Raw genomic sequence first — 25,689 nt, 5'->3', positions numbered from 1 at the left:
TCGCTTCTTTGCCTACTTTCTTGGCGAGACAAGAAAGTAGGTCGCCTCCCCGCAGGGGAGGTGAAACTGCAGTTGCCTTTCAGTTTTTGACCTTGAAGTTAAGCAGTTAAAGCTGATTTTGCAGTTGCAGCCAGCATATCAACCTACGCCCGCCTGAAAAACGCACTAACCACCAACCCCGTCGCCGGCGGCGGCCGATTCGCCAACATCAACCTACCGCCATTTCGCTGCAAGATCCGATTAACGATCGACATCCCCAGCCCGGCGCCCTTGGCTTCGCTGCGTGCGCCATCGAGCCGGTAGAAGGGCCGGGTCAGCAAGGGCAATTGCGCTTCCGGCACGCCGCTGCCATGGTCGGCCACGGTCAGCACGGCTTCCTTGTCTTCGATGCGGGTGCTGATCTCGACCACGGCTACGCCGTTGTCTTCGTCCTTGGCGTAGCGGCGGGCGTTTTCGACTAGGTTGTCCAGGATCCGCTGGACTTCCATGCGGTTGGCGACGGCCATTACGGGGTCGCCGGCGCGGACATGGACGCGTACGTCGTCGTGCGCGCCATAGACGCCGACAGCGTCTTGCACAAGTGCGGACAGGTCGACGGGTTCGACCGTTTCCAGTGCGGGGCGGGCGTAGTTGAGGAACTGGCCGATGATGGCGTCCATCTGTTCGATGTCGGCGATCATGGCTTCGCGCGTGGTGTTATCCACGGGGGACATCTCGGTTTCCAGCCGCAGGCGCGTCAGCGGCGTGCGCAGGTCGTGCGAGATGCCGGCCAGCATGACGACGCGGTCGTCGTCGAGCTGGCGCAGGTCGCGCACCATCTGGTTGAAGCTGTGGTTGGCCTGCGCCACTTCGCTGGCGCCGTGCTCAGGCAGGGTGGGCGGGTCGCCGCCGCCGCCGATGGCGCGTGCCGCGTTGGCCAGCCGCTTGAGCGGGTGGTTGACCAGCGACGTGATAAAGGCTGCGCCGATGATCGACAGCAATAGCGCTGCGATGCTCCACCAGAGCCACTGGATGCCGGGCACGCGCTCGAACCGTTCGGGGCTGATCGCTACCCAGTAATCGTCGCCCTCGATCTCGAAACTCACCCATACGCCGGGAATGTCGTTCACGGTGGTGGCGATCACGGTCCCTTCGCCGAGCCGGCTGCGAATCTCCTGCTGCACCAGCTGGGTCAGGAAGGGGTTCGTGGTGGGCACGGAGAAATCGTCGTCTTTCTCGCGCGGGTAGACCTTGATGCCCTCGTTTTGCACCAGGTCGAGCAGCAGGAAACGCCGCCGCGCGGGATCGGAATAGAGCAGGGCGGCGCGCGTGAGCTTGACCACGCTGACCACTTGCATGGCGATCTGCTGGGCGCGCGGTGCGCGTTCGAAGAGCCGATAGCTCTGGAACCAGATACCCAGCGAGATCGCCAGCAATAGGGCGATCAGCATGAAGGTTCGCCAGAACAGCGAACCGAACAGGCGCGTAGCCGTGCGGCTGATGACAGTCGCCACGATGCGCGGCGCCTTACTTCACGCCATCGGGGATGAAGACGTAGCCCAGACCCCAGACCGTCTGAATGAAACGTGGGTTGCCCGGATCAGGCTCGATCAGCTTGCGCAGGCGTGAGATCTGCACGTCCAGGCTGCGGTCGAATACCTCGTACTCGCGGCCGCGCGCCATTTCCATGAGCTTCTCGCGCGACAGCGGCTGGCGCGGATGCCGGGCGAAGACCTTGAGCACCGAGAATTCGCCGGTGGTCAGGGTGATCTCCTCATCATTTTTGGTCAGCGTGCGTGTAGCGAGATTCAGCACGAAATCGCCGAAGGCGAAGGTTTCCGGGGTTTCGGAGGGCGCGCCGGGGACTTCGGCGGGGCCCTTGCGGCGCAGCACGGCGTGGATCCGCGCGATCAGTTCGCGCGGGTTGAAGGGCTTCGGCAGGTAGTCGTCGGCGCCCATTTCGAGGCCGACGATGCGGTCGACGTCCTCGCCCTTGGCGGTGAGCATGATGATGGGCGTCTGGTCGTTGGCGCCGCGCAGGCGCCGGCAGATCGACAGGCCGTCTTCACCGGGCATCATCAGGTCGAGCACTAGCAGGTCGAAACGCTCGCGCAACCAGAGCTTGTTCATCGCGGTGGCGTTCTCAGCTACCAGTACGGTGAAGCCCTGTTCGCCAAGGTAGCGGCGCAGCAGGTCGCGCAGACGGGGGTCGTCGTCTACGACGAGAATCTTGTGACTGGTATTTTCCATGGCGGTATCTTAGCGACAAACGCTTTCGGTCAAAATGGCTTAACAAAAGGTTACATACTTTACCCCGAGGTATGAAGGCGCGCATCCACCCTGCGTTTAAACTGCCGCATACCGTTTCCGTAGCCAGTCCCGCGGGGATTTCGTGGGCGTCCGCCGTGTAGTTCACTGCCATGACGTGGCGAGGCGGGGCTACTGGATGTCCGGCTTCCGGCGGTCCTGTAACCACCGTTTCCGAAGCCCAAACCGCCATTATCAATGAAAGTCACCTGCAAGCGCGCCGGGCATACCCTTTCCCGCGCCGGCGCGACTGTTGCGCTGTTGCTTGCCGCTAGTGCGGGATACCCGCAATCGCCCGGCATGGCGCATTTGTTTCCGGGCGCTGGCAAGCCAGCAGCTCGCGAGGCCGCCCCGCGCAACGAGCGCGAGCACTACAGCAAGGACGAGGCGCGAGCGCGCGCCGGAAAGTACCGCGCCGAGCGCGACATGAACGAGCGCCTGCCCCACGCATTCCCGAACGACAAGCTCTCGCCAGACGAGCGGCGCAAGCTGCGCCAGAACCTGTACGAGCTCGGGCGGGAAATGTACCAGGGCGGCTAGGGGCCAGGCACGCACACATGCGTGCAGCTTGACACGATGCGCGGCAAGCGCGTATCGGCGTCCGTCCTACTTCAGCCCCATAGCCTCACAGCCGCATAGCCGCATAGCCTCATGGCAGGCCGGCGTGCGGCACTTCGACTTCCGTCATCAGGATATGGCCCAGGCGCGAAGCGCGCCGCTGCGCCTCGTCGAAGTTCGGCGCGGCGGCCAGGAACAACGTGGTGCCGCGCGGGCCACCCAGCGCGGCGGCGAAGATGCCCGTCCCGCAGGCAATCTCCTCATCGATGCGCCCGCCCGGCATTACCCGCAATACGCGATTGCCGATGGCGTCAGCCACCCAGAGCGCACCTTGCGCATCTTGGGCGCACCCGTCCGGCGCCACCTTCGCGCCGCCCAGCACCTGGCCGAGATCCGATCCAGTGGGCTGGCTGCCGAAGAGGGCCCAGTCACGGCGCGGGCCCAGCGAGCCATCCACGTGCAGATCGAAGGCCGAGATGCGATTGCCCAGGGTCTCGCCCACCACCAGGGACTTGCCGTCCGGCGTGATGACCGAGCCGTTGGGGAAGAACAGGCCATCGGCCACCACGGTCACCGAGCCGTCCGGGTCGACCCGCGCCAGGTTCGCGGTGCGCAGCGGGGCGCCGGCCATCAGGTCGAAACCGAAATTGCCCACATAGGCGCGGCCGTGCTGGTCCACCACCATGTCGTTGACGTGCCCGCTAGCCACGCCGGACAGGTCGGCATGTACCACGAGGCTGCCGTCCGGCTCGCGGCGCAGCAGCTTGCGGTCGCGCATGGAGACGATCAGCAGGCGCCCGTCCGGCAGCCATCCCATGCCGGATGGCTGCTGCGGCACTTCGGCGATCTGTTCGACGGCGCCATCCAGGCTCACCGCCATCACGCGATGGGTATAGAAATCCGACAGCCAGAGCCGGCCGTCGTGCCAGCGCAGTCCTTCCAGAAAGGTGTGCCCCTCGGTCAGGACCGATAGTTCGCGGTGCGCCATGCAGTGTCTCCGTTGTGATCTTTCGATCTTGTGATTGGTGTGCCTACATCCAATACGATTTGTGCCGGGACCGCAAGCGCGCCGCGGTGGGGGTCAGGCGCGGGGCTGGAAATGCCGCAGGAAGTCGACGAAGACCTCGGCCGCGAGCTGGGCGTCGTCGGCCGTGATGGTTTCCAGCGGGTTGTGGCTGATGCCGCCGTTGCCGCAGCGCACGAACAGCATCGCCACGTCGGTCATGCGCTGCATCATCATGGCGTCGTGGCCGGCGCCCGAGGGCAGCTCGAACGCGTCCAGCCCGCGCTTCTTGAGCACCGCGCCGAACTGGTCCATCAGCCAGCGCGCGCAGGGCGCGTTGTTGACCGGCGTCACCCGTTCCACGCCGGCGCTGAGGCCGCGACGCTCGGCGATGGCCTGGATGCCGGTCACGATGTCGGCAATGGCGGCTTCGCGGATGCTGTCTTCGCCGGCACGGATGTCCATCGAGAACACGCATTCGGCGGGGATGACGTTGCTCGACCCGTTGGGTACCTGCAACTGGCCCACCGTGCCAACCAGCGTAGGCACCTGCCCGCAGCGCCGCTCCACCAGCAGCACCATCTCGGCCGCCGCCGCGGCGGCGTCCTTGCGCAGGGTCATGGGCGTGGTGCCAGCGTGGCTGGCCAGGCCCTCGACGCGCACCTGGAAGCGGCTGCTGCCGGCAATCTGGGTGACCACGCCGAGCGGCAGGCCGTGGTGCAGCAGGACCGGGCCTTGCTCGATATGGACTTCGACAAAGCCATGCAGGGTGGCGGGGTCCACCGCCGCGGCGCGCAGTGCATCGACGCCGCCCGCGCCCGGCAGGCCAGAGGCGGCCAGGGCTTCGCGCAGCGTCACGCCGTCGGTGTCCGCACGATCCAGCAGGGCCGGGTCGAAGCGGCCGGCCAGCACGCTGCTGGCCAGGAAGCTGGTCTTGAAGCGCAGGCCTTCTTCCTCGGCAAAGCCCACGACCTCGAAGTGATAGGGCAGGCGGATGCCGGCCGCGTTGAGCGCCCCAACCACCGCCACGGGCAGCAGGATGCCAAGCCGGCCGTCATAGCGCCCGCCGTTGCGCACGGTGTCGAAGTGCGAGCCGGTCATCAGCACGCGCGCGCCGTCGCCCGCGGCAGGATCGGCGGCGTAGCGGCCGATCACGTTGCCGATGGCGTCGATGCGGACTTGCATGCCCGCCGCCTCCATCCACGCCGCCAACTGGGCTTGCGCGGCGCGGTGGGCCGGGGTCAGGTAGGCGCAGGTCAGGCCGCCTTCCATATCCGAAAAGCGGGCCAGCGCCGCGGCCTGGTCGAGAATGGTCTGGCCTAACGGGAGGAGGGGGGAGGCGATTTGGGTCATGGCAGCTCGGGTGGCTCAGGCAGTGAAGGCCGTGAAGGCAGGTAGCGGTGCAAAAGGCAGGACGTGGCGTTCAGCGGTTGCGCATCCACGTTTTCCACGCGATCCACAGCTTGCGCATGGGCGTGAGCGAGATGCGCTGGTTCAGTACCTGGAACTCACTCGCCTCCAGCTCGTCTAGCAGCGTCTGGTAGATCGCGCCCATGACCAGTCCGGCGCGCTGGGCGCGCCGATCGGCAGCGGGCAGCAGCGCCAGCGCCTCGCGGTACAGCGTGCGGGCCTGCTCGGCCTGGTAGCGCATCAGCGTGACGAAGCGATCGGAGTGCGTGGCCTGATTGATCTCGGAGACCGGCACCTGGAAGCGCTGCAGCGTGTTGACCGGCAGGTAGATCCTGCCGCGCCGGGCATCCTCGCCCACATCGCGCAGGATATTGACCATTTGCAGCGACAAGCCCATCTTTTCGGCGTACTCGAGCGTGCGCGGATCCGTGTGGCCGAGGATGCGGGCGCTCATGGTGCCGACCACGCCGGCCACGCAATGGCAATAGCGCGTGAGCGCGATGTCATCCAGGTAGCGCGACTGGTTGAGGTCCATTTCCATGCCTTCGAGCACTTCGTTGAACATCGGCTGGGTCAGCCCATAGGCTTGCATGTGCGGCTGCAGCGCCTTGGTCACGGGATGGGTCGGCGCGCCGTTGAACATCTGGGCGAGCTCGTTGCGCCACCAGGCCAGCTTTTGATAGGCCACGCTGGCGTCTTGCGTGTCGTCCACGACATCGTCGACCTCCCGGCACCAGGCATAGAGGGCGGTAATGGCCTGCCGCCGCTCGGGCGCCAGGAACAGGAAGCTGTAATAGAAGCTGGAGCCGCTCTGCGCGGCTTTCTCTTGGCAATACTGATCGGGCGTCACGCCAGGCTCGGGTCGGTGAAATGGGGGGGCTATGGGGGGCTTTATGCCTGCGCTGTCGCCGCGGCAACCTGGCCGGCGCGCGGTGGCCGGTGTGGCGAGATGGCGCGATGCGCTGGCCAGGGGGCCTGCGCCAAGAGCCGCGATTTCCAGTCGTCAAGCCATTCCACGGCGGGTGGCAAGGCAGCGCGGGCGACGCGCGGGATTGTAACATCGCGCTCCCGGCCGCAACGGCCGCGGGCGAGAGCGCCGCCGTGCACTTCGGCCTGCGCGGATATCCAGCGCTGCGGCATTTGGCCGCGCCCGGCGCGATTCCTGCGTCCGACTTGGGACCCAGGGTGGGCGGCTTGTTTGAAAAGTGCGTTTCCGGTATCCCCCTCCGCGCGCCATTTGACGCTTTCGGCTTCACGCCGTTACATTACTGACCGGCGAGTTATTAATCGCCGCCACGCCGCGCCGTGCCTGCCGCAGTGCAAACCGTGCCACCGATCTAACGCTTAACTCATGCCAGTGCCTCATCCCGGGCCGGAAGTTGTGGCCATAGAAGTGCCTTTTTCAACGCTTTTCAGCGCGAACGCGTTCGCGGCCGGCTTGCGCATGCGCGGTCGCGGCGCGTTGGTGACCCTGCTGCTGCTCGCCGGGGTGGCGCTGGCGGGTTGCAGCCGTCAGGCAGAAAAGGCGCCAGAGATCCGCCCGGTGCGCCTGATGCAGTTACAACCGGGCGCAGGCAAGACGGAGTTCGAGTTCTCGGGCGATGTGCGGCCCCGGATCGAGTCGCGGCTAGGCTTTCGCGTGGGCGGCAAGATCGCCGCGCGCCTGGTCGACGTGGGCGCCACCGTGCGCAAGGGCCAGCCGCTTGCCCGCCTCGACCCCACCGACCTCGGCCTGGCGGAAGCCGGTTCGCGGGCCCAGTACGACGCGGCCAAGACCGACCGAGACCTCGCCGAGGCCGATCTGAAGCGCTACAACGAGCTGTTCGCCAAGAAGTTCATCAGCGCGGCCGAGCAGCAACGCCGCCAGGCCACCTTTGACTCCGCCGCCTCCCGCCTGCGCCAGGCCGAGGCGGGGCTGCGCAACCAATCCAACCAGACCGGCTACGGCGTGCTGACCGCCGACGCCGATGGCGTGGTGACCCTGATCGAAGCCGAAGTCGGCCAGGTCGTGGCGGCCGGCCAGTCGGTCGTGCGGGTGGCGCAAACCGCGGAGAAGGAGGTCGCGGTTGGCCTGCCGGAGGATCAGGTCGAGCGCCTGCGCGGCATCTCCGACGTCACCGTGCGCACCTGGGCCGAGCCCGGCCGGCCGCTGCCGGGCCGCGTGCGCGAGATTTCGCCAATGGCCGACCCGGTAACGCGCACTTACGCGGCGCGCATCAGCGTGCCCAATCCACCGGCCGACTTCAAGTTTGGCATGACCGCCGTGGTCACCTTCACCCGTACCGGCGACGATGCCACGCTGCGTGTGCCGCTCTCCGCGCTGCTGCAAAAGCAGGGCAGCAACCAGGTCTGGGTGTATGACGCGGCAGCCGGCACCGTGCAGCCGGTCAACGTCACGCTGGGCGAGCTCCAGGGTAACGAGATCCAGGTCAGGCAAGGGTTGTCGCCCGGCCAGACCATCGTCACCGCGGGCGTGCACCTGCTCAAGCCCGGCCAGAAGGTCAAGCCGCTGCAGGCGGTGGCGCCCACGCCGGCCGTGCGCAACTAAGGCGCCGGCATGGATCATTCCCGTTTCAACCTGTCCCGCTGGGCCCTGGAGCACCAGCCGCTGACCCGTTACCTGCTGGTGGTGCTGTTGCTGGGCGGGCTTTTTGCCTTCTTCCAGCTCGGTCAGGACGAAGACCCGCCCTTTACCTTCCGTGTGATGGTGGTGCAGGCATTCTGGCCCGGCGCCACCGCCGAGCAGATCGCGGTGCAGGTCACCGACAAGATCGAGCGCCAGCTGCAGGAAGTGCCCTACGCCGACAAGATCCGCAGCTTCTCCAAGCCCGGCGAGACCACGGTGATCTTCCAGCTCAAGGACACCGCGCCGGCCAAGGACACCGCGCAGATCTGGTACACCGTGCGCAAGAAGGTCGGCGACATCGCGCAGACGCTGCCGCCGGGCGTGCGCGGGCCGTTCTTCAATGACGAATTCGGCGACGTGTATGGCTCCATCTACGCGCTCTCGGCCGACGGCTTCAACTACAAAGAGTTGCGCGAGTACGCCGACCTGGTGCGCCAGCAGCTGCTGCGCGTGCCGTCCGTCGCCAAGGTGGCGCTGATCGGGTTGCAGGACGAGAAGGTCTACATCGAATTCAACCAGGCGCGCTTTGCCCAGCTCGGGCTGGACATCAACGCGATCGCCGACCAGATATCGCAGCAAAACAGCATGACCGCCAGCGGCGTGCTGGTGACGCCGGGCGACAACCTGCAGGTGCGCTTGTCGGGCCAGTTCGCCAACGTGGCCGACCTGGAGAACCTGGTGCTGCGCGGCCCGAACGGCATCGCCAATATCCGCCTGGGCGATATCGCCCATGTGTACCGCGGCTATGTCGATCCGCCGGCCAGCAAGATGCGTTTCCAGGGCAAGGAGGTGATCGGGCTGGGCATCTCGATGGAGCGCGGCGGCGACATCATCGCCATGGGCAAGAACCTGCGTGCTGCGATGGACGGCTTGCGCGGGCAACTGCCCGTCGGCATCGAGCTGGATCAGGTGCAAAACCAGCCGGAGGCCGTGGAGCGGTCGGTGGGCGAGTTCGTGCACGTGCTGATCGAGGCCGTGGTGATCGTGCTGGGCGTGAGCTTTGTCTCGCTCGGGTTGCATACCAAGCCGCTGCGCATCGACGTGCGCCCGGGCCTGGTGGTGGCGCTGACCATTCCGCTGGTGCTCGCCGTCACGTTCCTGTTCATGAATATCTTCGGCATCGGCCTGCACAAGATATCGCTCGGGGCGCTGATCGTGGCGCTGGGGCTGCTGGTCGACGACGCCATCATCGCCGTGGAGATGATGGTGCGCAAGCTGGAGGAGGGCTTCTCCAAGATGGAAGCCGCCACCTTCGCCTACACCTCCACCGCCATGCCGATGCTGACCGGCACGCTGATCACCGCCGCCGGCTTCCTGCCGGTGGGGCTGGCGCGCTCCACCGTGGGCGAGTACACCTTCGCCATTTTCGCCGTGACCGCGATGGCGCTGGTGCTGTCGTGGCTGGCCGCGGTCTACTTCACGCCCTACCTGGGCTACCTGCTGCTCAAGGCACGGCCCGCCGGCGAGGGCGAGCAGCACGAGGTGTTCGATACGCCGTTCTACAACCGATTTCGCCGCCTGGTGCACTGGTGCGTGACGTGGCGCAAGACGGTGATCGTCATCACGCTGGTGGCCTTTGGCCTCGGCCTCTACGCCTTCAAGTTTGTGGAGAAGCAGTTTTTCCCGGACTCGAGCCGGCCGGAGCTGATGGTGGAGCTGTGGCTGCCGGAGGGCACCAGCTTTGCGCAGACCGAGGCCGAGGCCAAGCGCTTCGAGGCCGCGCTGCGCGGGGACCGCGAGATTGCCAGCCTGACTACGTTCGTCGGCAGCGGCGCGCCGCGCTTCTACCTGCCGCTGGACCAGATCTTCCCGCAGACCAATGTGGCGCAGGTGATCGTGATGCCGGCCGAAGTCGCGCTGCGCGACCGGGTGCGCCAACGCGTGGTGGACCTGCTGGCGCGCGATTTCCCGCAATTGCGCGGCCGCGTCAAGCTGCTGCCGAATGGCCCGCCAGTGCCCTATCCGGTGCAGTTCCGCGTGATCGGGCCGCAGGCCGCTGGCGTGCGCAAGCTGGCTGATGAGGTCCGGGCGGTGATGAGCGCCAACCCCAACACCGTGGGGGTCAACGACAACTGGAACGAGAGCGTCAAGGTGCTGCGCCTGGACATCGACCAGGACCGCGCGCGCGCGCTCGGCGTCAGCACCACCGCGATTGCGCGGGTGACCCAGACGGTGCTGACCGGCGTGGCGGTGGGCCAATACCGCGACGGCGACAAGCTGATCGATATCCTGATGCGCGCGCCACGCAACGAGCGCGACGCCATGTCCGACCTGCAGAACGTGCAAGTGCCCACCGCCAGCGGCCGCGTGGTGCCGCTGACCCAGGTCGCGCGCATCGCTTTTCGCTCCGAGCCGGGCGTGATCTGGCGCGAGAACCGCGACTTTGGCGTGACCGTGCAGGCCGACGTGGTCGAAGGCATCCAGGGCCCCACCGTGACGGCGCAGATCAATCCCAAGCTGGACAAGCTGCGCGCGCAGCTGCCGGCGGGCTACCGCATTACGGTGGCCGGGGCGGAAGAAGAAAGCGGCAAGGCCGGCGCGTCGATCGCCGCGCAGCTGCCGCTGTGCATCTTCCTGATCTTCACGCTGCTGATGCTGCAGCTGCACAGCTTCTCGCGCTCGCTGATGGTGTTCCTGACCGGGCCGCTTGGCCTGATCGGCGCCGCCGCCACGCTGCTGCTGCTCAACGCACCGATGGGCTTTGTCGCGCAGCTTGGCATCACCGCGCTGCTCGGCATGATCATCCGCAACTCGGTGATCCTGGTCGACCAGATCGAGCAGGACATCCGTGCCGGCGAGCCGGTGTGGGATGCCATCGTCGAATCCGCCGTGCGGCGCTGCCGACCTATCATCCTGACCGCGGCAGCGGCCGTGCTGGCCATGATCCCGCTGTCGCGCTCCGTGTTCTGGGGGCCGATGGCGGTCGCCATCATGGGCGGGCTGGTGATTGCGACGGCGTTGACGCTGCTGTTCCTGCCGGCGCTGTATGCGGCCTGGTTCCGGGTCAAGGCGCCGGAGCCGGGCGGGGCGGTGCTGGCACGCTGAGCGCGCGCCCGGGCGTGCTCTGGCGGCAGAACCGCCGAGCACGCTCCCTATCTCACATCAACTCGAAGCTGACGTCCTGGGCGCCTTCCCACAGCACCTTGGTGCCCAGCGCGCGCAGGTTCTCCTTGCCTTGCACGATCGTCAGGAAATGGTTGCCCGCCAGCTGGCCCATCTTGCTGGCAAAGCAGCAGCTGCCATACGCCAGGATGATCTCGGTCTCGCTGTAGCCGCCGGGGTAGAACAGGATGTCGCCGACCGAGGGGTGGCTGGTGTGGTTCTCGAAATCCACGCCCAGCTTGAACTCGCCCAGCGGGATCCAGCAGCCTTCGCCGCTCCAGCGCACATGGATCAGCTTTTGGCGGTAGGGCAGCAGCTTGGTGAAGGCCGCCACGGTCAGGGGGGCGTCGGGATGGGTTTCGGCGACGAACTGGTAGCCGCCGGCGGTAATGCGGATCTGGGCCATTCAGGCTCTCCTGGGGAAATCGGGGTGATCGTTCAGCTTAGCGCGGCGACCAGCTTTTCGGCAAATGCAATCAGGCTGCGGTCGCTGCCGGCCGGGCCCATCAGCGAGATGCCTAGCGGTGCGCCAGCGCGGCCGGCCAGTGGCAGGCTCAACTGCGGGAAGCCGGACAGCGGCGCCAGGCACAGCGTTTGCGCCGACAGGTTGCGGTAGGTCTCAAGTTCCTCGCCGGCGGCGTCGGACAGCGGGGCGATGTCGGGCATGGTCGGCAGGATCAGGACGGCGTCGTTGCCAAGCAGCGCCGCCAGATGCGCGGTAAAGGCGCGGCGAATCGCGCTGGAGGCTTCGAGGCGGGCTTCGGTGACGCCCTTGGAGAATGCAAAGCGCGCGGCCACGTCGGGGCCGAGTTGCAGGCCGTATTGCTCGATCATGGCGCCGTCGGTCTGCCAGGCTTCCCAGCCCTGCACATAGCGGAAGGCCCACCAGATGTCTTCCAGCGGGCGGTCCGCCACCGTGACGGGCGAGGCCTTGCCGAAGGCGGCCTCGATGCCGCCGACCACCGGCAGCAGCGCGTCCAGCGCGGGGGCGGTGGGCATGCGGAACAGGTCTTCGGCCAGCAGCAGGCGCGCTCTGGCGGGCAGGGGCCGGGGGTCGCTGCCGAGCAGCACGTCGGCCACGCGGGCGAAGGTGCCGATGTCGCGCGCGAAGAAGCCGCAGGTATCAAAGCTGTCGCACAGCGCCAGGGTTTGCGCCAGCGAGATCCGGCCAAAGGTGGGGCGGATGCCGAACAGCCCGCAGTGGCTGGCCGGCGCGCGCACCGAGCCGCCGGTGTCGGTGCCGAGCGCAAAGTCGCAGAGCTTGTTGGACACCGCCGAGGCCGAGCCGGAGGACGAGCCGCCCGTGATGCGCCCCGGCGCCGCGCCGTTCACCGGCGCGCCATAGTGGGCATTCTTGCCGTTCATCGAGAACGCCAGCTCATCCGTATGGGTCTTGCCGACGAAGGCCGCGCCGGCATCCAGCAGCCGCTGCACGGTGGGCGCGGTGGTGGACTTGATGCCCGACATGGCCAGCACATGGGGATTGCCGCCGCCAGTTGGGTAGCCGGCTACGTCGAACAGGTCCTTGGCGGCGAAGGTCAGGCCGGCGAGGGGGCCGCTGGCCGCATTGGCGACGGGTGCGTCAGGGTAGGGGAGGAAGGCGTGGGAGGGATGGCTGGCCAGGGTCATGGATGCGGGTAGCGGTGAAAGTGAGGGCTAGGGTAGCAATCAGTAAAGGCGATATTGGCACGGAACGCACGGCATACACGGCATGCGCCGGCATGCCGTACCGTTGCGGCGGGTTGACAGAGCTTACGCCAGGGCCTCGGCACGGGCGACAGGCTCACTGGCCAGCACGCAGCTCACGCTATGCCCGCCACCCAGCGCGGTCGCCCGCGGCACCGCCTCCAGGCATTGCGCGCGCGCGTGCGGGCAGCGTGGGGCAAAGCTGCAGCCCGGCGGCAGGGCCGACAGATCGGGCGGCGAGCCGGCGATGGTCTGCAGCCGCTGGCCGCGGTCCATGCCGTGCTGGCGGCTTTGCAGCAGCGCCATCGTATAGGGATGGCGCGCGGCGCGCAGGATGGTGCGGATCGGGCCTTCCTCGACGATGCGCCCGCCGTACATCACGGCGACGCGGTCGGCGATTTCCACGGCCGCGCCGATGTCATGGGTGACGAACACGATCGACAGGCCAAGCTCGCGTTGCAGCTCGCGCAGCAGGATTAGCACCTGGATCTGCACGGTGGCGTCCAGCGCGGTGGTCGGCTCGTCGGCCAGCAGGACCTTGGGGTTGGCCGACAGCGCCAGCGCGATCATGGCGCGCTGGCGCATGCCGCCGGACATCTCGTGCGGATAGGCTGCCAGGCGCCGCTCCGGGCTGGGAATGCGCACGGACGCCAGCGCGCTCAGCGCGCGCTGGCGCGCTTCGGCCGCGGACACGCTGGCGTGGGTGCGGATGCATTCGATGATCTGCTGGCCGATCGTGTAGACCGGGTCCAGCGCCAGCAATGGTTCCTGGAACACCATCGCTACCTTGCCGCCGCGCAGCCGGGCGAGGCCACGGCCATCGAGGGCGGTGACGTCGGTGCCGTCGATGCGGATCTCGCCTTCCATGCGGGTGCGGCGCGGCGGGTGCAGGCGCATCAGCGCGCGCAGCGTCACGCTTTTGCCGGAGCCGGATTCGCCGATCAGGGCGAGCGTCTCGCCAGGCGCCACCGCAAGCGACACGCCGCTGACGGCGCGAATGGTCTTGCCGCCGCCGGAGAAGGTCACGCGCAGGTCGCGCACCGACACCATGGGGGCGGCTGCATGGGGTTCGGGGCTGTGGTTGGGTGCGGTCATGGGTACGTTCGAGGGTACGGTCACGGGTGCATTCACGGGTGCATTCACGATTTGGCCCTCAGGGTGCTGCAACGAGCGGGCTGGCGGCCGCGGGCATCTGCCGGCTGTGGCCGCCGTCCGCGTTCGCCATCAGGCAGGCCACCGGATGTCCCGCGAGCGCGTCGGACAACTGCGGCGCGCGGCGCGAGCAAACGTCCTGTGCCATGGCGCAGCGCGGATGGAAGCTGCAGCCGGATGGCGGGTTGATCGGGTTGGGCGGGTCTCCCGCCAGCGGCGCAACCTGGGTGCGGTGATCCGGGTCCATCGCCGGCATCGAGGCCAGCAGCGCACGCGTGTAGGGGTGCGCGGGGTTGGCGTAGAGCGTTTCGGTGTCGCCCACCTCCACGACCTTGCCCAGGTACATCACCATCACGCGGTCGCATAGGTAGCGGATCACGTTCAGGTCGTGGCTGATGAAGACGTAGGTAAGGTCGAACTCGGCCTTGAGGTCGAGCAGCAGGTTCAGCACCTGCGCCTCCACCGATTTGTCCAGCGCCGACACGGCTTCATCGAGGATCACCAGGCGCGGGCGCAGCACCAGCGCCCGCGCGATATTCACCCGCTGGCGCTGTCCGCCGGAGAGCTCGTGTGGATAGCGCCCGGCAAAGCGCGCCGGCTCCAGGCCCACGCGATCCAGCAGGGCACGCGCGCGCGCGCTGGCTTCGGCCGCGTCGATGCCGTGCACGCGCGCCGTAAAGGCGATGGATTCCTCGATGGTCAGGCGCGGATTGAGCGAGGAGTAGCTGTCCTGGAACACCATCTGCACCTGGCTGCGGTAGCGCTTCATCGGCAACTGCGCCGATCCCACGCCCAGCGCATCGAAAATCAGCTCGCCGCTGTTTTGCTCGATCAACTGCATCAGCAGCCGCGCGGTGGTGGACTTGCCGCAGCCGGATTCGCCGACCACGCCCAGCGTTTCGCCCTTTCTCACTTCGAAGCTGACGCCGTCGACGGCGCGGACTTCGCCACCGCTGCGCCAGGGTAGCTTCGACTTGAGCGGGAAGTGCTTGATCAGGTCGCGCGCGATCACCAGCGGTTGCGCGGGGCCGCCGACGTCGGTGTTGGCCAATGCATCGGGTATCGTGTCTTGCAAGGTTTCCATCATGGCATCAGTCCTTGATTTCCATCGCCGAGCGAATGCCATCGGCGAGCAGGTTGAAGGAGATCGAGGTCAGGAAGATCATGGCGCCGGGCAGGGCGGCAACCAGCGGCTGCGTATAGATCGCTGTGCGCAGCGTGTTGAGCATCAGGCCCCATTCCGGCTCGGGCGGCTTGACGCCGAGGCCGAGGAAGGACAGGCCAGAGGCCAGGATCATCGACACCGAGATCAGGCTGGTGGCGTAGACAAAGATCGGCCCCAGCACATTGTTGAGCACGTGGGCACGCACGATGGTCAGCGACGACGCGCCCGAGGCGCGCGCCGCATCGACGAACTCGCGATTGCGCACTTGCGTGGTCACGCTCTCCGCCACGCGCACGATCTGCGGCACGAACACGATGGTGAGCGACAACAGCGCATTGCCCACGCCCGCGCCCAGCGTGCCCGACAGCGCGATGGCCAGCAGCACCGAGGGGAAGGCGTACAGGATGTCGACCAGCCGCATGATCACGGTATTGGTCCAGCCGCCGGCGTAGCCCGCGACGATGCCCAGCGCGCTGCCGATCACAAAGGCGATCAGCACCGGCGTGATGCCCATGAACAGCGACAGCCGCGCGCCCAGCATCAGGCGGGACAGCAAGTCGCGCCCCAACTCGTCGGTGCCAAGCAGGTAGTGCTCAGTGCCGATCGGCTTGAGGCGCTTCATGATCGAGGCGGCGTACGGATCGGCCGGCATCAGCACGGGCGCGAAGATCGCCATCAGCACCAGCGCCAGCAGGATCAGCGCGGCCAGCATGGCCAGCTTGTTGCGCAGCAGGCGTTTGCCCACCGTGGCCCAGTAGCCGGGCGAGCGCTGCACGACGGGCACAAGGGCGGGCTTTTTCAGAGTCATTTCCATGGGGGCTCCCGGGTTTCCTTGATGGCGTCAGTTGCGCTGGATGCGCGGGTCGAACAAGGTCTGCAGCGCATCGACCAGCAGGTTCAGCAACACGAAGAACACGGCGAGCACAAGGATGGTCCCTTGCAGCAGTGGAAAATCGCGCTGGAAGATCGCCGAGTTGAGCAAGAAGCCCGTGCCAGGCCAGGAGAACACCGTCTCGATCAGGATCGAGCCGCCCAGCAGGTAGCCGAGCTGCAGGCCCATCACCGACAGCGCGGTGGGCGCCACGTTCTTCAGCACATGGCGGAACACCGCCACCTCCGACAAGCCGCGTGCCTTGAGGCCGACGATGAATTCGTTCGAGAGGATTTCAGCCACGAGCGCGCGGATGGTGCGCGCCACGATGCCCATCGGGATCACCGACATCGTCACCGCCGGCAGCACCATGTACTGGATATGCTCCCAGTTCCATGCCCAGTCGCTGGAGCCACCAGGGCCGGCGCCGGTGGCGGGCAGCCAGCCGAGGAACACGGAGAACACGATCACCAGCACCATGCCCAGCCAGTAGTGCGGCATGCTCACGCCGAAGACCGACAGGAAGGAGGCCGTGCGGTCCGCCGCGGAATCGCGGAAGTAGCCCGCCACGAAGCCGAACAGGCAGCCGAAGGTAAAGCCGATCAGCGTAGCCACCGCGGCCAGCCGGACCGAGTTGATCACCGCCGTCAGCACCTCGCTCATCACCGGGCGGTTGGTGGCGATGGAGGTGCCCAGGTCGCCGTGCAGCGCGCGGGTGAGCCAGTGCAGGAATTGCTCGAGGAAGGGCTTATCGAAGCCGTAGAGCGCGGTAAGCTGGCGGCGCAGGTCCTCGGAGGCGTCGGGCGGCAGCACCGACACCAGCGGGTCGCCTGGCGCGATATGGACCAGCGAGAAGCAGAGCAGGGCGACCCCGAGCAGGATGGGGATCGCGTAGACGATGCGGCGGAGCAGGTAGAGCATGTTCGTGGCCGGGAAGGAAGGCGAGCGTTGCCTGCCGTGGTTTCTCGGGGGAGCCCGGCCGATGCATGCCGGCCGGGCATCTTCTGGATTGCGCTGCGCGTGGCCGGCCCGGGACCGGCCACGCGCGCAGTTCGCTTAGTGCACGGCTTGGTGCTCGGCGTGCAGCACGGCTCAGTCCATCGACATGGTGGCGATGTCGATAAACCAGCTCTGCGGCTGCACCACGCCCTTGACCTTCCTGGAGATCGCGCGCGGGCCTACGTCATGCGCGATCAGCACGAAAGGCGCTTCTTCCACGATGCGGGCATGCAGCTTGGCCAGCGCCGTGTCGCGCGCCTTCTCGTCGAACGACGTGCGCGCCGTCTCGATCAGCTTGTCGAACTCCGCGTTGCCGAAGTAGCCCCAGTTGTTCGAGACCGGCGGCTGCGTCTTGGTGCTGACAAAACGGACCATGGCGAAGAACGGGTCCATCGCCGCGAAGCTCACGTTGATGGCGTTGGCGCCATGCGCGCTCGGGTCCTTGGCGCCGATGCGCCAGTTGGTAAACAGCGTGTTCCACTCGACCACGTCAAAGTCGACGTCGATGAAGCACGCCTTCAGGTTCTGCTGCACGTACTCGTTCATCGGCAGCGGCTGCATCTGGCCGGAGCCCGAGGCCGACACCTGCACCTTTACCTTCATCGGCTTGGCGGCCGAGTAGCCGGCCTCCTGCATCAGCTTGCGCGCGGCGTTGGCGTCGTACTTGATATCGAACGTGGGGTTGCCCCACCACGGGTTGCCCTTTTCGACGATGCCCTTGGATTCGGCCATGTAGCCGCCCAGCAAGGTCTTCAGGCCCTCGCGGTTCACGCACAGGTTGGCCGCCTGGCGCACGCGCTTGTCGAGCCAGGGAGATCCGGGCGCGAACGACAGCTGCCACGGCCACATATGCGGCTGGGCATTGGCGTAGACCTCAAAGCCACGGCTCTTGATCTGCGCCACGGCATCCGGTGCCGGCGCCTCGATCCAGTCGACCTGGCCCGACAGCAGCGCGGCGGTGCGGGCGTTGGCCTCGGGCATCGGCTGCATCACCACCTTGTCGATCTTGGGCAGGCGCTTCGCGTCCCAGTACTGCGCGTTCTTCACCATCTCCAGACGCTCGCGCGGCACGAAGCGGCTCATCTTGAAGGGGCCGGTGCCGGAAGCATCGGCGGCAAAGGCCACCCAGGCTTGCTTGGAGCGCTCGGCCGGATCGGTCACCGAGGCCGGCACGGCAGCCAGCTTCTTGTCCCACTGCGTGGGCGAGGCCATGAACAGGTTGCTCAGGTTATAGGGCAGGAAGGAGTCTGGCTCCGACGTAGCCAGCTCCACCGTGAGGTCGTCGATCTTCCTGGCCGAGCGCAGCGTCGGCATGCGCGAGGCGGTCACGCCAACCTGGCTGGGATCGAACTGCTTGGCGGTCTTGTCGAGCACCTTGCCCACGTTCCACACCACGGCGTCGGCGTTGAACGGCGAGCCGTCGTGGAATTTCACGCCGGGGCGCAGCTTGAAAATCCACTTGGTCTTGTCCTTGGCATCGACCTTCCATTCCGTGGCCAGGTCGGCAATCAGCAGGCTGGGGCCGTTGGCCTTGGACAGGTCCCACTGGGTCAGCCCGTCGTACATCGGGATGCCGGTGAAGCGGTTGCCTTCGAAACCCTGGTCGGGCTGGCCCAGCGTGCGCGGGATGTCGGCGGCGGTCATGCCGATGCGCAGTACCTTCTCGGCCATCGCGGTGCCCGGCAAGGCGAGGATCGAGACGGCGGTGATCGCGGCAGCGGCGGCGATGGACTTCAGGCCGGGTTTTACGCTTCTTGCGGAGTCGGAAGAGAAAACGGTCACGGGCAAAGCTCCTGGGTGGGGGAAGGGGAGACGGGACCAGTTAAGCAAGTCATATGCCAGTGCCTATGCCACTGCCAGTGCCCCAGCCTTGTCCCGCTGGCGTTCCGGCCATGGCCTGTTTTTTGCTGACTTCCCCGTCTGACTCCCAACCAACCGGCTTCCCAACATGGATCAGCAACACCCTCCCCGCATCAACGCAGCACGCCTGTGGCAATCGTTGATGGACCTCGCGCAGATCGGCGCCACGCCCAAGGGCGGCGTGTGCCGCATCGCGCTGACCGAGCTGGACCGCCAGGGCCGCGACCTGGTGGTCGGCTGGTGCCGCGCGGCCGGGCTCGATGTGCGCACCGACGAGGTAGGCAACGTGTTCGCGCGCCGTGCCGGGAGCGATCCCCATGCGGTCGCGGTGGCCACCGGCAGCCACATCGACACCCAGCCCTCGGGCGGCAAGTTCGACGGCAATTTCGGCGTGCTGGCTGGCCTTGAGGTGATGCGCACGCTCAACGACCTGGGCATCGTCACCCGCGCGCCGCTGGAGCTAGCGTTCTGGACCAACGAGGAGGGCACCCGCTTTACGCCCGTGATGATGGGCTCGGGTGCCTTCGCCGGCGTGTTCGAGGCGGCGTTCATCCGCGCCCAGCGCGACCTTGACGGCATTAGCGTGGGCGAGGCGCTGGAGCAGATCGGCTACCGCGGCGAGCAGCCCGTGGGCGAAGTGCCGGGCGGCATGTTCGCGGCCTATTTCGAGGCGCATATCGAGCAGGGGCCGGTGCTGGAAGCCGCCGGGCTGCCGATCGGCGTGGTTTCCGGCGCGCTCGGCCAGCAATGGTACGACGTGACCGTGACCGGCATGGACGCCCACGCCGGCCCCACGCCGCTGGCGCTGCGCCACGACGCCATGCTGGCGGCCGCCCGCATGATCGATGAAGTCAATCGCATCGCCGTGGATGAGGCCCCGCACGGGCGCGGCACGGTAGGCTACGTGCAGGTCACGCCCAACTCACGCAACGTGATTCCGGGCCGCGTGGACTTTTCCGTGGACCTGCGCAATCTCTCGCAGGCCGGGCTGGACCGCATGGACGCCGCCATGCGCGCGTCGTTCGCGCAGATTGCGCAGCGTGGCGCGGTGGACGTGTCGATCAGCCAGGTGGTGAAGTTCGAGCCCTGCGTGTTCGCGCCGGCATGCGTGGACAGCGTACGCCGCGCCGCGGCCGCGCTGGGGCTGCCGCACATGGACGTGGTCAGCGGCGCCGGGCACGACGCCGTGTACGTGGCGCAGCGCGCGCCCACCGGCATGATCTTCGTGCCGTGCAAGGACGGCATCAGCCACAACGAGCTGGAAGACGCGCTGCCCGAGCATATCGAGGCCGGCGCCAATGTGCTGCTGCAAGCGATGCTGGAGCACGCGCGCTAAGGCGACTTAGCGCCCTAGCTTCTCAATGGGCGATCGAACGCGAGATCGCCCAGGCGCATTCGATCACCATCGGCGCCAGCTTTTTCTGCGCCTCGGCCATGCTCCAGCGGCTGGCCGGTGGCGACACATGCACCGCGCCCACCGCCTGCCCCTGGCTGTTGACGATGGCCGCGCCCACGCCCATATCGCCCAGGAACAACTCCTCGTTGTTGCAGGCGTAGCCCACCTTCCGGCAAGCCACCACCGTCTCGAAGATCGCCGCCACATCGGTCAGCGTGGCCGGCGTGCGCGCCACCCGGGCCGAGTCCTCGAGCATGGCCATCACCTGATCGTCGGGCAATGTGCTCAGGTACGCGCGGCCGCTGCTGGTGCAGTACATCGGGATGCGCATGCCAACGGGCGTCAGCACCGGGATGTACTTCGACGTCATCAACTGCGCCACGTAGACCATTTCCAGCCCCACCGGCTCGGTCAGGTTGGCGGTCTCGCCGCTGGCATTGGCGAGCTGCGACAGGTAAGGGCTGGCGGCCTGGATCAGCGCGTCGGCGGACAGGTAGTTGTAGCCGATCTCCATCACCTTGGGCGTCAGCCGGAAGCGCCGCGTCTGCGGGTGCTTGGCCACATAGCCCAGCGTTTCCAGCGTATGCACGGTGCGTTGCGCGGAGCTTTTGGTCATGCTGGTCAGGCTGGCCAGTTCGGCCAGCGTGAGGGTGCGATGGACTGCGCTGAAAGCCCGCAGCACTTCCAGCCCCTTCTCCAACGATTGATTGAAAAGCGGGTCTGGACGAGCTTTTTTTTCGTCGCTTTCCGTGCCGCTGGCCGGCGCTTCGCCGCCGTTTTCCTGATGGTCTTGCCGGTTCATGTTCGCGTTCCGCCGAGTCCTCGTATCGGTGACGGGCACCATCGCTGGGAAGACCTGCACCACGATGAATGCATATTGCACCAATATACGACCGAATCGATTATCGATTTATATGGTTTCCGTCCATGATATTCAGGTCGTCTTTCTTTGGGAATAGCGGCGATGCGCCGGCCCTCCGATTTGGGAGCGCGAGTTCTCTCACTTCGGTCGAGTGCCTTGTTTTATAAGGCTTCCAGGGAGCTTGCCTGTTTGTGGGTGGGTGAGACATGCGGCGCATGCGCGACAGTGAAATGCAGCCGAGTCGTTCTCTTTCAGTGTTTACCCGCATTCCTGATTTGTTGACGATCAGTGAAATATCAGACTAGTATCACAACAACTTCAACATTGCGGGAATTACCATGTCGAACCCGATCCGGCTGGTCGGCGGCGCCGATCACACCCCTGAGCCAGCCTCGCGCGCCGCCACCGGCGCCGCGCTGCGCGAGCAGGCCTATGCCGAGATCAAGCGGCGCATCATTTCCTGCGAATTCCGTCCTGGCGAGCCGCTCAACGAAGCCCAGGTCGCGGCCTTGCTCGGCATTGGCCGCACCCCCGTGCACCAGGCGCTGCACCGGCTGGAAGTGGAAGGGCTGGTGTCGATCCTGCCGCGCAAGGGCGTGCTGGTCTCGCCGCTGTCGCTCAACGAAGTGCTCGACATGATCGAAGTGCGCGCCACCAACGAAGTGCTGTGCGCCACGCTGGCCTGCGAGCGCGCCCACGAGAGCGATCTCAAGGCCATGCGCGAGATCGTCGACCGCTCGCCCGACCTGATCGCGCGGCGCGACATCACCGGCCTGGCCGCGCTCGACCTCAAATTCCATACCGCCATGTCGGCCGCCTCGCGCAATCGCGTGCTGGCCGACCTGCTGCGCGGCCTGCACGAGAAGCAGGCGCGCTTCTGGTTCCTCTCGCTGTCCGACCCGCAGCACCTGGAGAACGTCTACCAGGAGCACAGGGTGATCATCGATGCCCTGGAGCGGCGCGACGTGCCGGCGGTGCGCGAGGCCATCCGCGAACACATTGACGAATTCCGGAAGAACATCATCCGGACCATCTGACCGTTTTTCTCCGCAACATCCGCAACAGGTAGTGAGCAATGCCGACACTTCAATTCCACGTAGCCGGCGAGGGTGAACTCGTCCTCGATATCCAGCGCCTCATCATCGCCGGCTGGACCGGCCGCGACGCCGACGCCGTCAACCACCACATCCGCGAGCTCGAAGAGATCGGCGTCAAGCCGCCGACCACCGTGCCGTGTTTCTACCCGCTGGCCGCCTCGCTGCTGACCACCGACGCGCTGCTCGAGGTGCCGCGCGAAGACTCCTCCGGCGAAATCGAGTTCGTGCTGCTGGCGGCCAAGGACGCGATGTACATCGGCGTGGGCTCCGACCACACCGACCGCAAGGTCGAAGCCTATGACGTCACCGTCTCCAAGCAGATGTGCGCCAAGCCCCTGGGCAGCGAAGTCTGGCGCTTTGACGACGTGGCCGCGCACTGGGACCAGTTGCAGATGCGCTGCTGGCGCACCCGCAACGGCCTGCGCGAGCTCTATCAGGAAGGGCTGGTCACGCGCCTGCTGGACCCGCGCGACCTGATCCAGCGCCTCACCGGCGAAGACAAGCTGCCGGTGGGCACCGCCATGTTCTGCGGCACGCAAGCCGTGATTGGCGAACTGGGCAGCGGCGAAGCCTTTGAGGTCGAGCTCCACGATCCGGTGCGCAAGCGCACGCTGCGCCATGCTTATCGCGTGGCATGCCTGGCGGTCGCACCATGAGCACCACGCTGCCAACCATCGCCGCGCTCGCCGCCGACCTGGCCGCCGGGCGCACCACCAGCGTTGCGCTGACCGAGCAAGCACTGGCTCGCATCGACGGCCACCGTAACACTGGCGGCACCGCCTTCCTGGAAGTCGACGGCGCCGGCGCGCTGGCCGCTGCCCGCGCCGCCGACCAGGCGCGGGCCGCAGGGCTGGTGGCATCGCCGCTGGCGGGGCTGCCGGTCTCCATCAAGGACCTGTTCGACGTAAAAGGGCAGGTGACCCGGGCCGGGTCGAAGGCGCTCACGCGCGAGCCCGCCGGCGCCGACGCGCCCGTGGTGGCGCGCCTGCGCGCCGCCGGCGCCGTGCTGATCGGGCGCACCAACATGAGCGAGTTCGCGTTCTCCGGCCTCGGCCTGAACCCGCACTATGGCACGCCCCGCACGCCCTTCGACGAAGCACGCATCGCGGGTGGCTCCACGTCCGGTGGCGCGCTCAGCGTGGCGCTCGATATGGCCGTTGCGGCGCTCGGCACCGACACCGGCGGCTCCATCCGCATCCCCAGCGCGTTCTGCGGCCTGACCGGCTTCAAGCCCACCGCAAGCCGCGTGCCGCTGGCCGGCGCCGTGCCACTGTCGACCTCGCTCGACTCCGCCGGCCCGCTGGCGCGCTCGGTTGCCTGCTGCGCCGCGTTCGACGCCATCGTCAGCGGCGAAACGCTGGACAGCCGCCCCGCGCCGCTGGGCGGGCTGCGTCTGCTGGTGACCCGCGATTTCGTGTGCGACGGCCTCGACGCCGAAGTCGCCCAGGCCTTCGACGCCACGCTCGCCACGCTCTCCCGGCTCGGTGCGCAGATCATCCCGTTCGAATTCCCCGAGCTCAAGCGGCTGCCGCAGATCAACGCCGCCGGCGGCCTCACGGCAGCCGAAGCCTGGCACTGGCACAAGCAGTTGCTGGCCGAACGCGGCGATGCCTACGACCAGCGCGTTGCCATGCGCATCCGCCGCGGCGAGCAACTCGGCGCCGCCGACTACATCGAACTGCTGGCCGAGCGCCGCGCCATGCAGGTGCGCGCCGCCGACCTGCTGCGCGAAGCCGACGCCTGGCTGATGCCCACGGTTGCCGTGCGCCCGCCACGGCTCGATGCCCTGCAAAGCGACGAAGCCTTCTTCGCCACCAACGGCCTCGTGCTGCGCAACCCCAGCGTGCTCAACTTCCTCGACGGCTGCGCCGTATCGCTGCCGATGCCGGCGGCGGAGCAGGGCATGGGGCTGAGCGTCGGCGGCCTGAACGGGCGCGACGCGCGCGTGCTGCAGGTGGCCGGCGCCATCGAAGCCGCGCTGCAGTAACACGTAGTAGCCAGCAGAAAAGACCGAGGGCCGCGACCAGGCAGCGCGGCCCCGTCAATCAACACCCAAGGAGTACCACCGATGTCTTCCGTGATGACCGGCGCCCCTGGCGCCCTGGAAAGCCCGGCCCACACCCCGGCAGAGCGCAACGAGGCCTACCGCAAGATCGCGGTGCGGCTGATCCCCTTCCTGGTGTTCCTGTTCGTGCTCGCCTGGATAGACCGCGTCAATGTCGGCTTTGCCAAGCTGCAGATGCTGCAAGACCTGCAATTCAGCGAAGCCGTGTACGGTTTCGGCGCCGGCATCTTCTTCATCGGCTACTTCCTGTTCGAAGTGCCCAGCAATCTCTTGCTGGAAAAAATCGGCGCGCGCCGCACGCTCGCCCGCATCACCATCCTGTGGGGCTTTGCCTCCATGGCGATGATCTTCGTCAAGACCCCCATGCAGTTCTACGCCCTGCGATTCCTGCTCGGCGTGTTCGAAGCCGGCTTCTTTCCCGGCGTCGTGCTCTACCTCACCTACTGGTTCCCCGCTCAGCGCCGCGCCCGCATCAACGGCCTGTTCATGACCTCGTTCGCCATCGCCGGCGTCATCGGCGGCCCGCTCGCCGGCTTCATCATGAGCAGCATGGAAGGCGTCGACGGCCTCGCCAACTGGCAATGGCTGTTCGTCATCGAAGGCATCCCCTCCGTGCTTGCCGGCATCGCGGTGCTGATGTTCCTGCCTGAAAAGCCCATCAGCGCCAAATGGCTCTCCCCCAGCGAGCGCGACCTCGTCACCCGCGAGATCGAAGCCGAAAACCGCGACCCCGCCAAGCACTCCTCGCTGCGCGCCGCCTTCACCAACTCGCGCGTCTGGATCTGCGCCGCCATCTACTTCTGCGTGGTCAGCGGCAACGCCACCATCGCCTTCTGGTCGCCATCCATCATCAAAGAGCTCGGCGTCAAGGGCAACCTGCAGATCGGCCTCGTCTCCGCCATCCCCTTCATCGCAGGCACCCTCGCCATGGTCTGGAACGGCATCCACTCCGACCGCACCGGCGAACGCCGCCTGCACTGCGCGCTAGCCACCCTGATGGCCGCCGCCGGCCTTGTGCTCACCGGCATGTGGCTGCACAGCGCTGTGCTCGCCATGGTGGCGCTCACCATCGCCTCCGTCGGCATCCTCGCCGCCTTCCCGGTCTTCTGGTCGCTGCCCTCCGCCTTCCTCGCCGGCACCGCTGCCGCCGGCGGCATCGCCCTCATCAACTCCATCGGCAACCTTGCCGGCTTCGTCGCGCCCTACATGATCGGTTGGTTCAAAACCAGCACCGGCCAGCTCTCGTCCGGCCTGTACTTCGTCGCCGCGCTGGAAGCCTGCGCCACCGTCCTGGTGCTGGCATTCATCAAAACCAAGGTCGCCGCCAAGGCCTAACCGGCGAGATGCCCCGGGCAGCACGAGGGACTGGATTCCAGCGGCGCTTTGCGCTAGAATCCGCTGCCTCGTTGCGCTGCATGCGCAAAGTGCGCCGGCAGCACAGGTAACACCAGCCAGGCGGGCAGTTTCAGCCGCCTGTTTGCTTTTGTGCTCTTGTGATATTTCTCACGCTGCCCGGCACGCCTGTAATACAACGAGCACAGCGGCCTCCCG

At 66.9% G+C, this 25,689-nt stretch carries 21 protein-coding genes; 8 read left to right on the top strand and 13 right to left on the bottom strand.

The genetic code is table 11. From position 1 onward, the window contains the following. Positions 1-143: 143 nt before the first annotated feature. The gene (locus AC1RQC_RS30420) at positions 144-1,493 is read right to left on the bottom strand and encodes a sensor histidine kinase (protein ID WP_150990620.1); all 1,350 of its coding nucleotides are present in this window, start codon (positions 1,491-1,493) and stop codon (positions 144-146) included. A 13-nt stretch (positions 1,494-1,506) separates the two neighbouring features. Beyond that, positions 1,507-2,229, bottom strand: a complete 723-nt coding sequence (gene ompR, locus AC1RQC_RS30415; protein ID WP_006576352.1) for an osmolarity response regulator transcription factor OmpR — start codon at positions 2,227-2,229, stop codon at positions 1,507-1,509. 255 nt (positions 2,230-2,484) lie between these two features. Between ompR and AC1RQC_RS30410 the strand changes: the two genes are divergently transcribed. Beyond that, positions 2,485-2,826 (top strand): KH domain-containing protein, encoded by a 342-nt coding sequence (locus AC1RQC_RS30410; RefSeq protein WP_492807594.1) that lies wholly within the window; start codon positions 2,485-2,487, stop codon positions 2,824-2,826. A 109-nt stretch (positions 2,827-2,935) separates the two neighbouring features. On the opposite strand, the gene AC1RQC_RS30405 is transcribed toward AC1RQC_RS30410, so the two are convergent. The 3 genes from AC1RQC_RS30405 to hpnD form a co-directional block, all read right to left on the bottom strand. After that, positions 2,936-3,832: an SMP-30/gluconolactonase/LRE family protein gene (locus AC1RQC_RS30405; RefSeq protein WP_492807593.1), complete on the bottom strand. Its 897-nt coding sequence runs from the start codon at positions 3,830-3,832 to the stop codon at positions 2,936-2,938. A gap of 93 nt (positions 3,833-3,925) precedes the next feature. After that, positions 3,926-5,200 (bottom strand): Zn-dependent hydrolase, encoded by a 1,275-nt coding sequence (locus AC1RQC_RS30400; RefSeq protein ID WP_492370798.1) that lies wholly within the window; start codon positions 5,198-5,200, stop codon positions 3,926-3,928. Positions 5,201-5,270: 70 nt separating this feature from the next. Further along, positions 5,271-6,107, bottom strand: a complete 837-nt coding sequence (gene hpnD, locus AC1RQC_RS30395; protein WP_492370797.1) for a presqualene diphosphate synthase HpnD — start codon at positions 6,105-6,107, stop codon at positions 5,271-5,273. 501 nt (positions 6,108-6,608) lie between these two features. Here hpnD and AC1RQC_RS30390 point away from each other — a divergent pair. Together AC1RQC_RS30390 and AC1RQC_RS30385 are read left to right on the top strand one after the other, a co-directional pair. Further along, on the top strand, positions 6,609-7,805 hold the full coding sequence (locus AC1RQC_RS30390; protein ID WP_492370796.1) for an efflux RND transporter periplasmic adaptor subunit: 1,197 nt from the start codon (positions 6,609-6,611) through the stop codon (positions 7,803-7,805). 9 nt (positions 7,806-7,814) lie between these two features. Then, positions 7,815-10,928, top strand: coding sequence for an efflux RND transporter permease subunit (locus tag AC1RQC_RS30385; protein ID WP_492885545.1), 3,114 nt, complete (start codon positions 7,815-7,817; stop codon positions 10,926-10,928). 52 nt (positions 10,929-10,980) lie between these two features. Here AC1RQC_RS30385 and AC1RQC_RS30380 read toward each other — a convergent pair whose 3' ends face one another. The 7 genes from AC1RQC_RS30380 to AC1RQC_RS30350 form a co-directional block, all read right to left on the bottom strand. After that, positions 10,981-11,391 carry a DUF3830 family protein gene (locus AC1RQC_RS30380; protein ID WP_416048258.1) on the bottom strand — a complete coding sequence of 137 codons (411 nt, stop codon included), beginning with the start codon at positions 11,389-11,391 and terminating at the stop codon, positions 10,981-10,983. A 32-nt stretch (positions 11,392-11,423) separates the two neighbouring features. Beyond that, positions 11,424-12,614, bottom strand: a complete 1,191-nt coding sequence (locus AC1RQC_RS30375; protein ID WP_492807589.1) for an amidase — start codon at positions 12,612-12,614, stop codon at positions 11,424-11,426. Positions 12,615-12,737: 123 nt separating this feature from the next. Then, positions 12,738-13,766 (bottom strand): ABC transporter ATP-binding protein, encoded by a 1,029-nt coding sequence (locus AC1RQC_RS30370; RefSeq protein ID WP_492370792.1) that lies wholly within the window; start codon positions 13,764-13,766, stop codon positions 12,738-12,740. A 58-nt stretch (positions 13,767-13,824) separates the two neighbouring features. Beyond that, the gene (locus AC1RQC_RS30365; RefSeq protein WP_492370810.1) at positions 13,825-14,907 is read right to left on the bottom strand and encodes an ABC transporter ATP-binding protein; all 1,083 of its coding nucleotides are present in this window, start codon (positions 14,905-14,907) and stop codon (positions 13,825-13,827) included. 7 nt (positions 14,908-14,914) lie between these two features. Beyond that, positions 14,915-15,802, bottom strand: coding sequence for an ABC transporter permease (locus AC1RQC_RS30360; RefSeq protein ID WP_150990600.1), 888 nt, complete (start codon positions 15,800-15,802; stop codon positions 14,915-14,917). 27 nt (positions 15,803-15,829) lie between these two features. Further along, on the bottom strand, positions 15,830-16,780 hold the full coding sequence (locus tag AC1RQC_RS30355; protein WP_492370791.1) for an ABC transporter permease: 951 nt from the start codon (positions 16,778-16,780) through the stop codon (positions 15,830-15,832). A gap of 171 nt (positions 16,781-16,951) precedes the next feature. Continuing rightward, positions 16,952-18,529 carry an ABC transporter substrate-binding protein gene (locus tag AC1RQC_RS30350; protein ID WP_492885556.1) on the bottom strand — a complete coding sequence of 526 codons (1,578 nt, stop codon included), beginning with the start codon at positions 18,527-18,529 and terminating at the stop codon, positions 16,952-16,954. Between the two features lie 277 nt (positions 18,530-18,806). Between AC1RQC_RS30350 and AC1RQC_RS30345 the strand changes: the two genes are divergently transcribed. After that, entirely contained in the window at positions 18,807-20,054 is a 1,248-nt protein-coding gene (locus AC1RQC_RS30345; RefSeq protein ID WP_492885543.1) for a Zn-dependent hydrolase, read from the top strand. 22 nt (positions 20,055-20,076) lie between these two features. Here AC1RQC_RS30345 and AC1RQC_RS30340 read toward each other — a convergent pair whose 3' ends face one another. Then, on the bottom strand, positions 20,077-20,916 hold the full coding sequence (locus tag AC1RQC_RS30340; protein WP_492370789.1) for an IclR family transcriptional regulator: 840 nt from the start codon (positions 20,914-20,916) through the stop codon (positions 20,077-20,079). Positions 20,917-21,314: 398 nt separating this feature from the next. Between AC1RQC_RS30340 and AC1RQC_RS30335 the strand changes: the two genes are divergently transcribed. From AC1RQC_RS30335 to AC1RQC_RS30320, 4 genes are all read left to right on the top strand, one after another. Continuing rightward, positions 21,315-22,013: a GntR family transcriptional regulator gene (locus AC1RQC_RS30335; protein WP_150990592.1), complete on the top strand. Its 699-nt coding sequence runs from the start codon at positions 21,315-21,317 to the stop codon at positions 22,011-22,013. A 38-nt stretch (positions 22,014-22,051) separates the two neighbouring features. Then, on the top strand, positions 22,052-22,729 hold the full coding sequence (locus AC1RQC_RS30330) for a DUF2848 domain-containing protein (RefSeq protein ID WP_492807581.1): 678 nt from the start codon (positions 22,052-22,054) through the stop codon (positions 22,727-22,729). After that, entirely contained in the window at positions 22,726-24,060 is a 1,335-nt protein-coding gene (locus AC1RQC_RS30325) for an amidase (protein WP_492370787.1), read from the top strand. The genes AC1RQC_RS30330 and AC1RQC_RS30325 overlap by 4 nt, the downstream gene beginning before the upstream one ends. 81 nt (positions 24,061-24,141) lie before the next feature. Further along, the gene (locus AC1RQC_RS30320) at positions 24,142-25,473 is read left to right on the top strand and encodes an MFS transporter (protein ID WP_492370786.1); all 1,332 of its coding nucleotides are present in this window, start codon (positions 24,142-24,144) and stop codon (positions 25,471-25,473) included. Positions 25,474-25,689 lie beyond the last annotated feature (216 nt).

The sequence above is a fragment of the Cupriavidus sp. GW822-FHT03E04 genome (assembly GCF_058801495.1).
The sequence above is the reverse complement of the archived record's forward strand: the minus strand, read 5'-3'. Positions and strand labels throughout refer to the sequence as shown.

Excerpts from the sequence above, each read along its gene's own strand:
- AC1RQC_RS30410 (WP_492807594.1), top strand. The coding sequence starts at position 2,485 with ATGAAAGTCACCTGCAAGCGCGCCGGGCATACCCTTTCCCGCGCCGGC.
- AC1RQC_RS30405 (WP_492807593.1), bottom strand. The coding sequence starts at position 3,832 with ATGGCGCACCGCGAACTATCGGTCCTGACCGAGGGGCACACCTTTCTG.
- AC1RQC_RS30325 (WP_492370787.1), top strand. The coding sequence starts at position 22,726 with ATGAGCACCACGCTGCCAACCATCGCCGCGCTCGCCGCCGACCTGGCC.
- AC1RQC_RS30330 (WP_492807581.1), top strand. The coding sequence starts at position 22,052 with ATGCCGACACTTCAATTCCACGTAGCCGGCGAGGGTGAACTCGTCCTC.
- AC1RQC_RS30320 (WP_492370786.1), top strand. The coding sequence starts at position 24,142 with ATGTCTTCCGTGATGACCGGCGCCCCTGGCGCCCTGGAAAGCCCGGCC.
- AC1RQC_RS30360 (WP_150990600.1), bottom strand. The coding sequence starts at position 15,802 with ATGGAAATGACTCTGAAAAAGCCCGCCCTTGTGCCCGTCGTGCAGCGC.
- AC1RQC_RS30335 (WP_150990592.1), top strand. The coding sequence starts at position 21,315 with ATGTCGAACCCGATCCGGCTGGTCGGCGGCGCCGATCACACCCCTGAG.
- AC1RQC_RS30340 (WP_492370789.1), bottom strand. The coding sequence starts at position 20,916 with ATGAACCGGCAAGACCATCAGGAAAACGGCGGCGAAGCGCCGGCCAGC.
- AC1RQC_RS30375 (WP_492807589.1), bottom strand. The coding sequence starts at position 12,614 with ATGACCCTGGCCAGCCATCCCTCCCACGCCTTCCTCCCCTACCCTGAC.
- AC1RQC_RS30350 (WP_492885556.1), bottom strand. The coding sequence starts at position 18,529 with ATGGCCGAGAAGGTACTGCGCATCGGCATGACCGCCGCCGACATCCCG.
- ompR (WP_006576352.1), bottom strand. The coding sequence starts at position 2,229 with ATGGAAAATACCAGTCACAAGATTCTCGTCGTAGACGACGACCCCCGT.
- AC1RQC_RS30390 (WP_492370796.1), top strand. The coding sequence starts at position 6,609 with ATGCCAGTGCCTCATCCCGGGCCGGAAGTTGTGGCCATAGAAGTGCCT.
- AC1RQC_RS30370 (WP_492370792.1), bottom strand. The coding sequence starts at position 13,766 with ATGACCGCACCCAACCACAGCCCCGAACCCCATGCAGCCGCCCCCATG.
- AC1RQC_RS30365 (WP_492370810.1), bottom strand. The coding sequence starts at position 14,907 with ATGGAAACCTTGCAAGACACGATACCCGATGCATTGGCCAACACCGAC.
- AC1RQC_RS30380 (WP_416048258.1), bottom strand. The coding sequence starts at position 11,391 with ATGGCCCAGATCCGCATTACCGCCGGCGGCTACCAGTTCGTCGCCGAA.
- AC1RQC_RS30355 (WP_492370791.1), bottom strand. The coding sequence starts at position 16,780 with ATGCTCTACCTGCTCCGCCGCATCGTCTACGCGATCCCCATCCTGCTC.
- AC1RQC_RS30345 (WP_492885543.1), top strand. The coding sequence starts at position 18,807 with ATGGATCAGCAACACCCTCCCCGCATCAACGCAGCACGCCTGTGGCAA.
- AC1RQC_RS30400 (WP_492370798.1), bottom strand. The coding sequence starts at position 5,200 with ATGACCCAAATCGCCTCCCCCCTCCTCCCGTTAGGCCAGACCATTCTC.
- AC1RQC_RS30385 (WP_492885545.1), top strand. The coding sequence starts at position 7,815 with ATGGATCATTCCCGTTTCAACCTGTCCCGCTGGGCCCTGGAGCACCAG.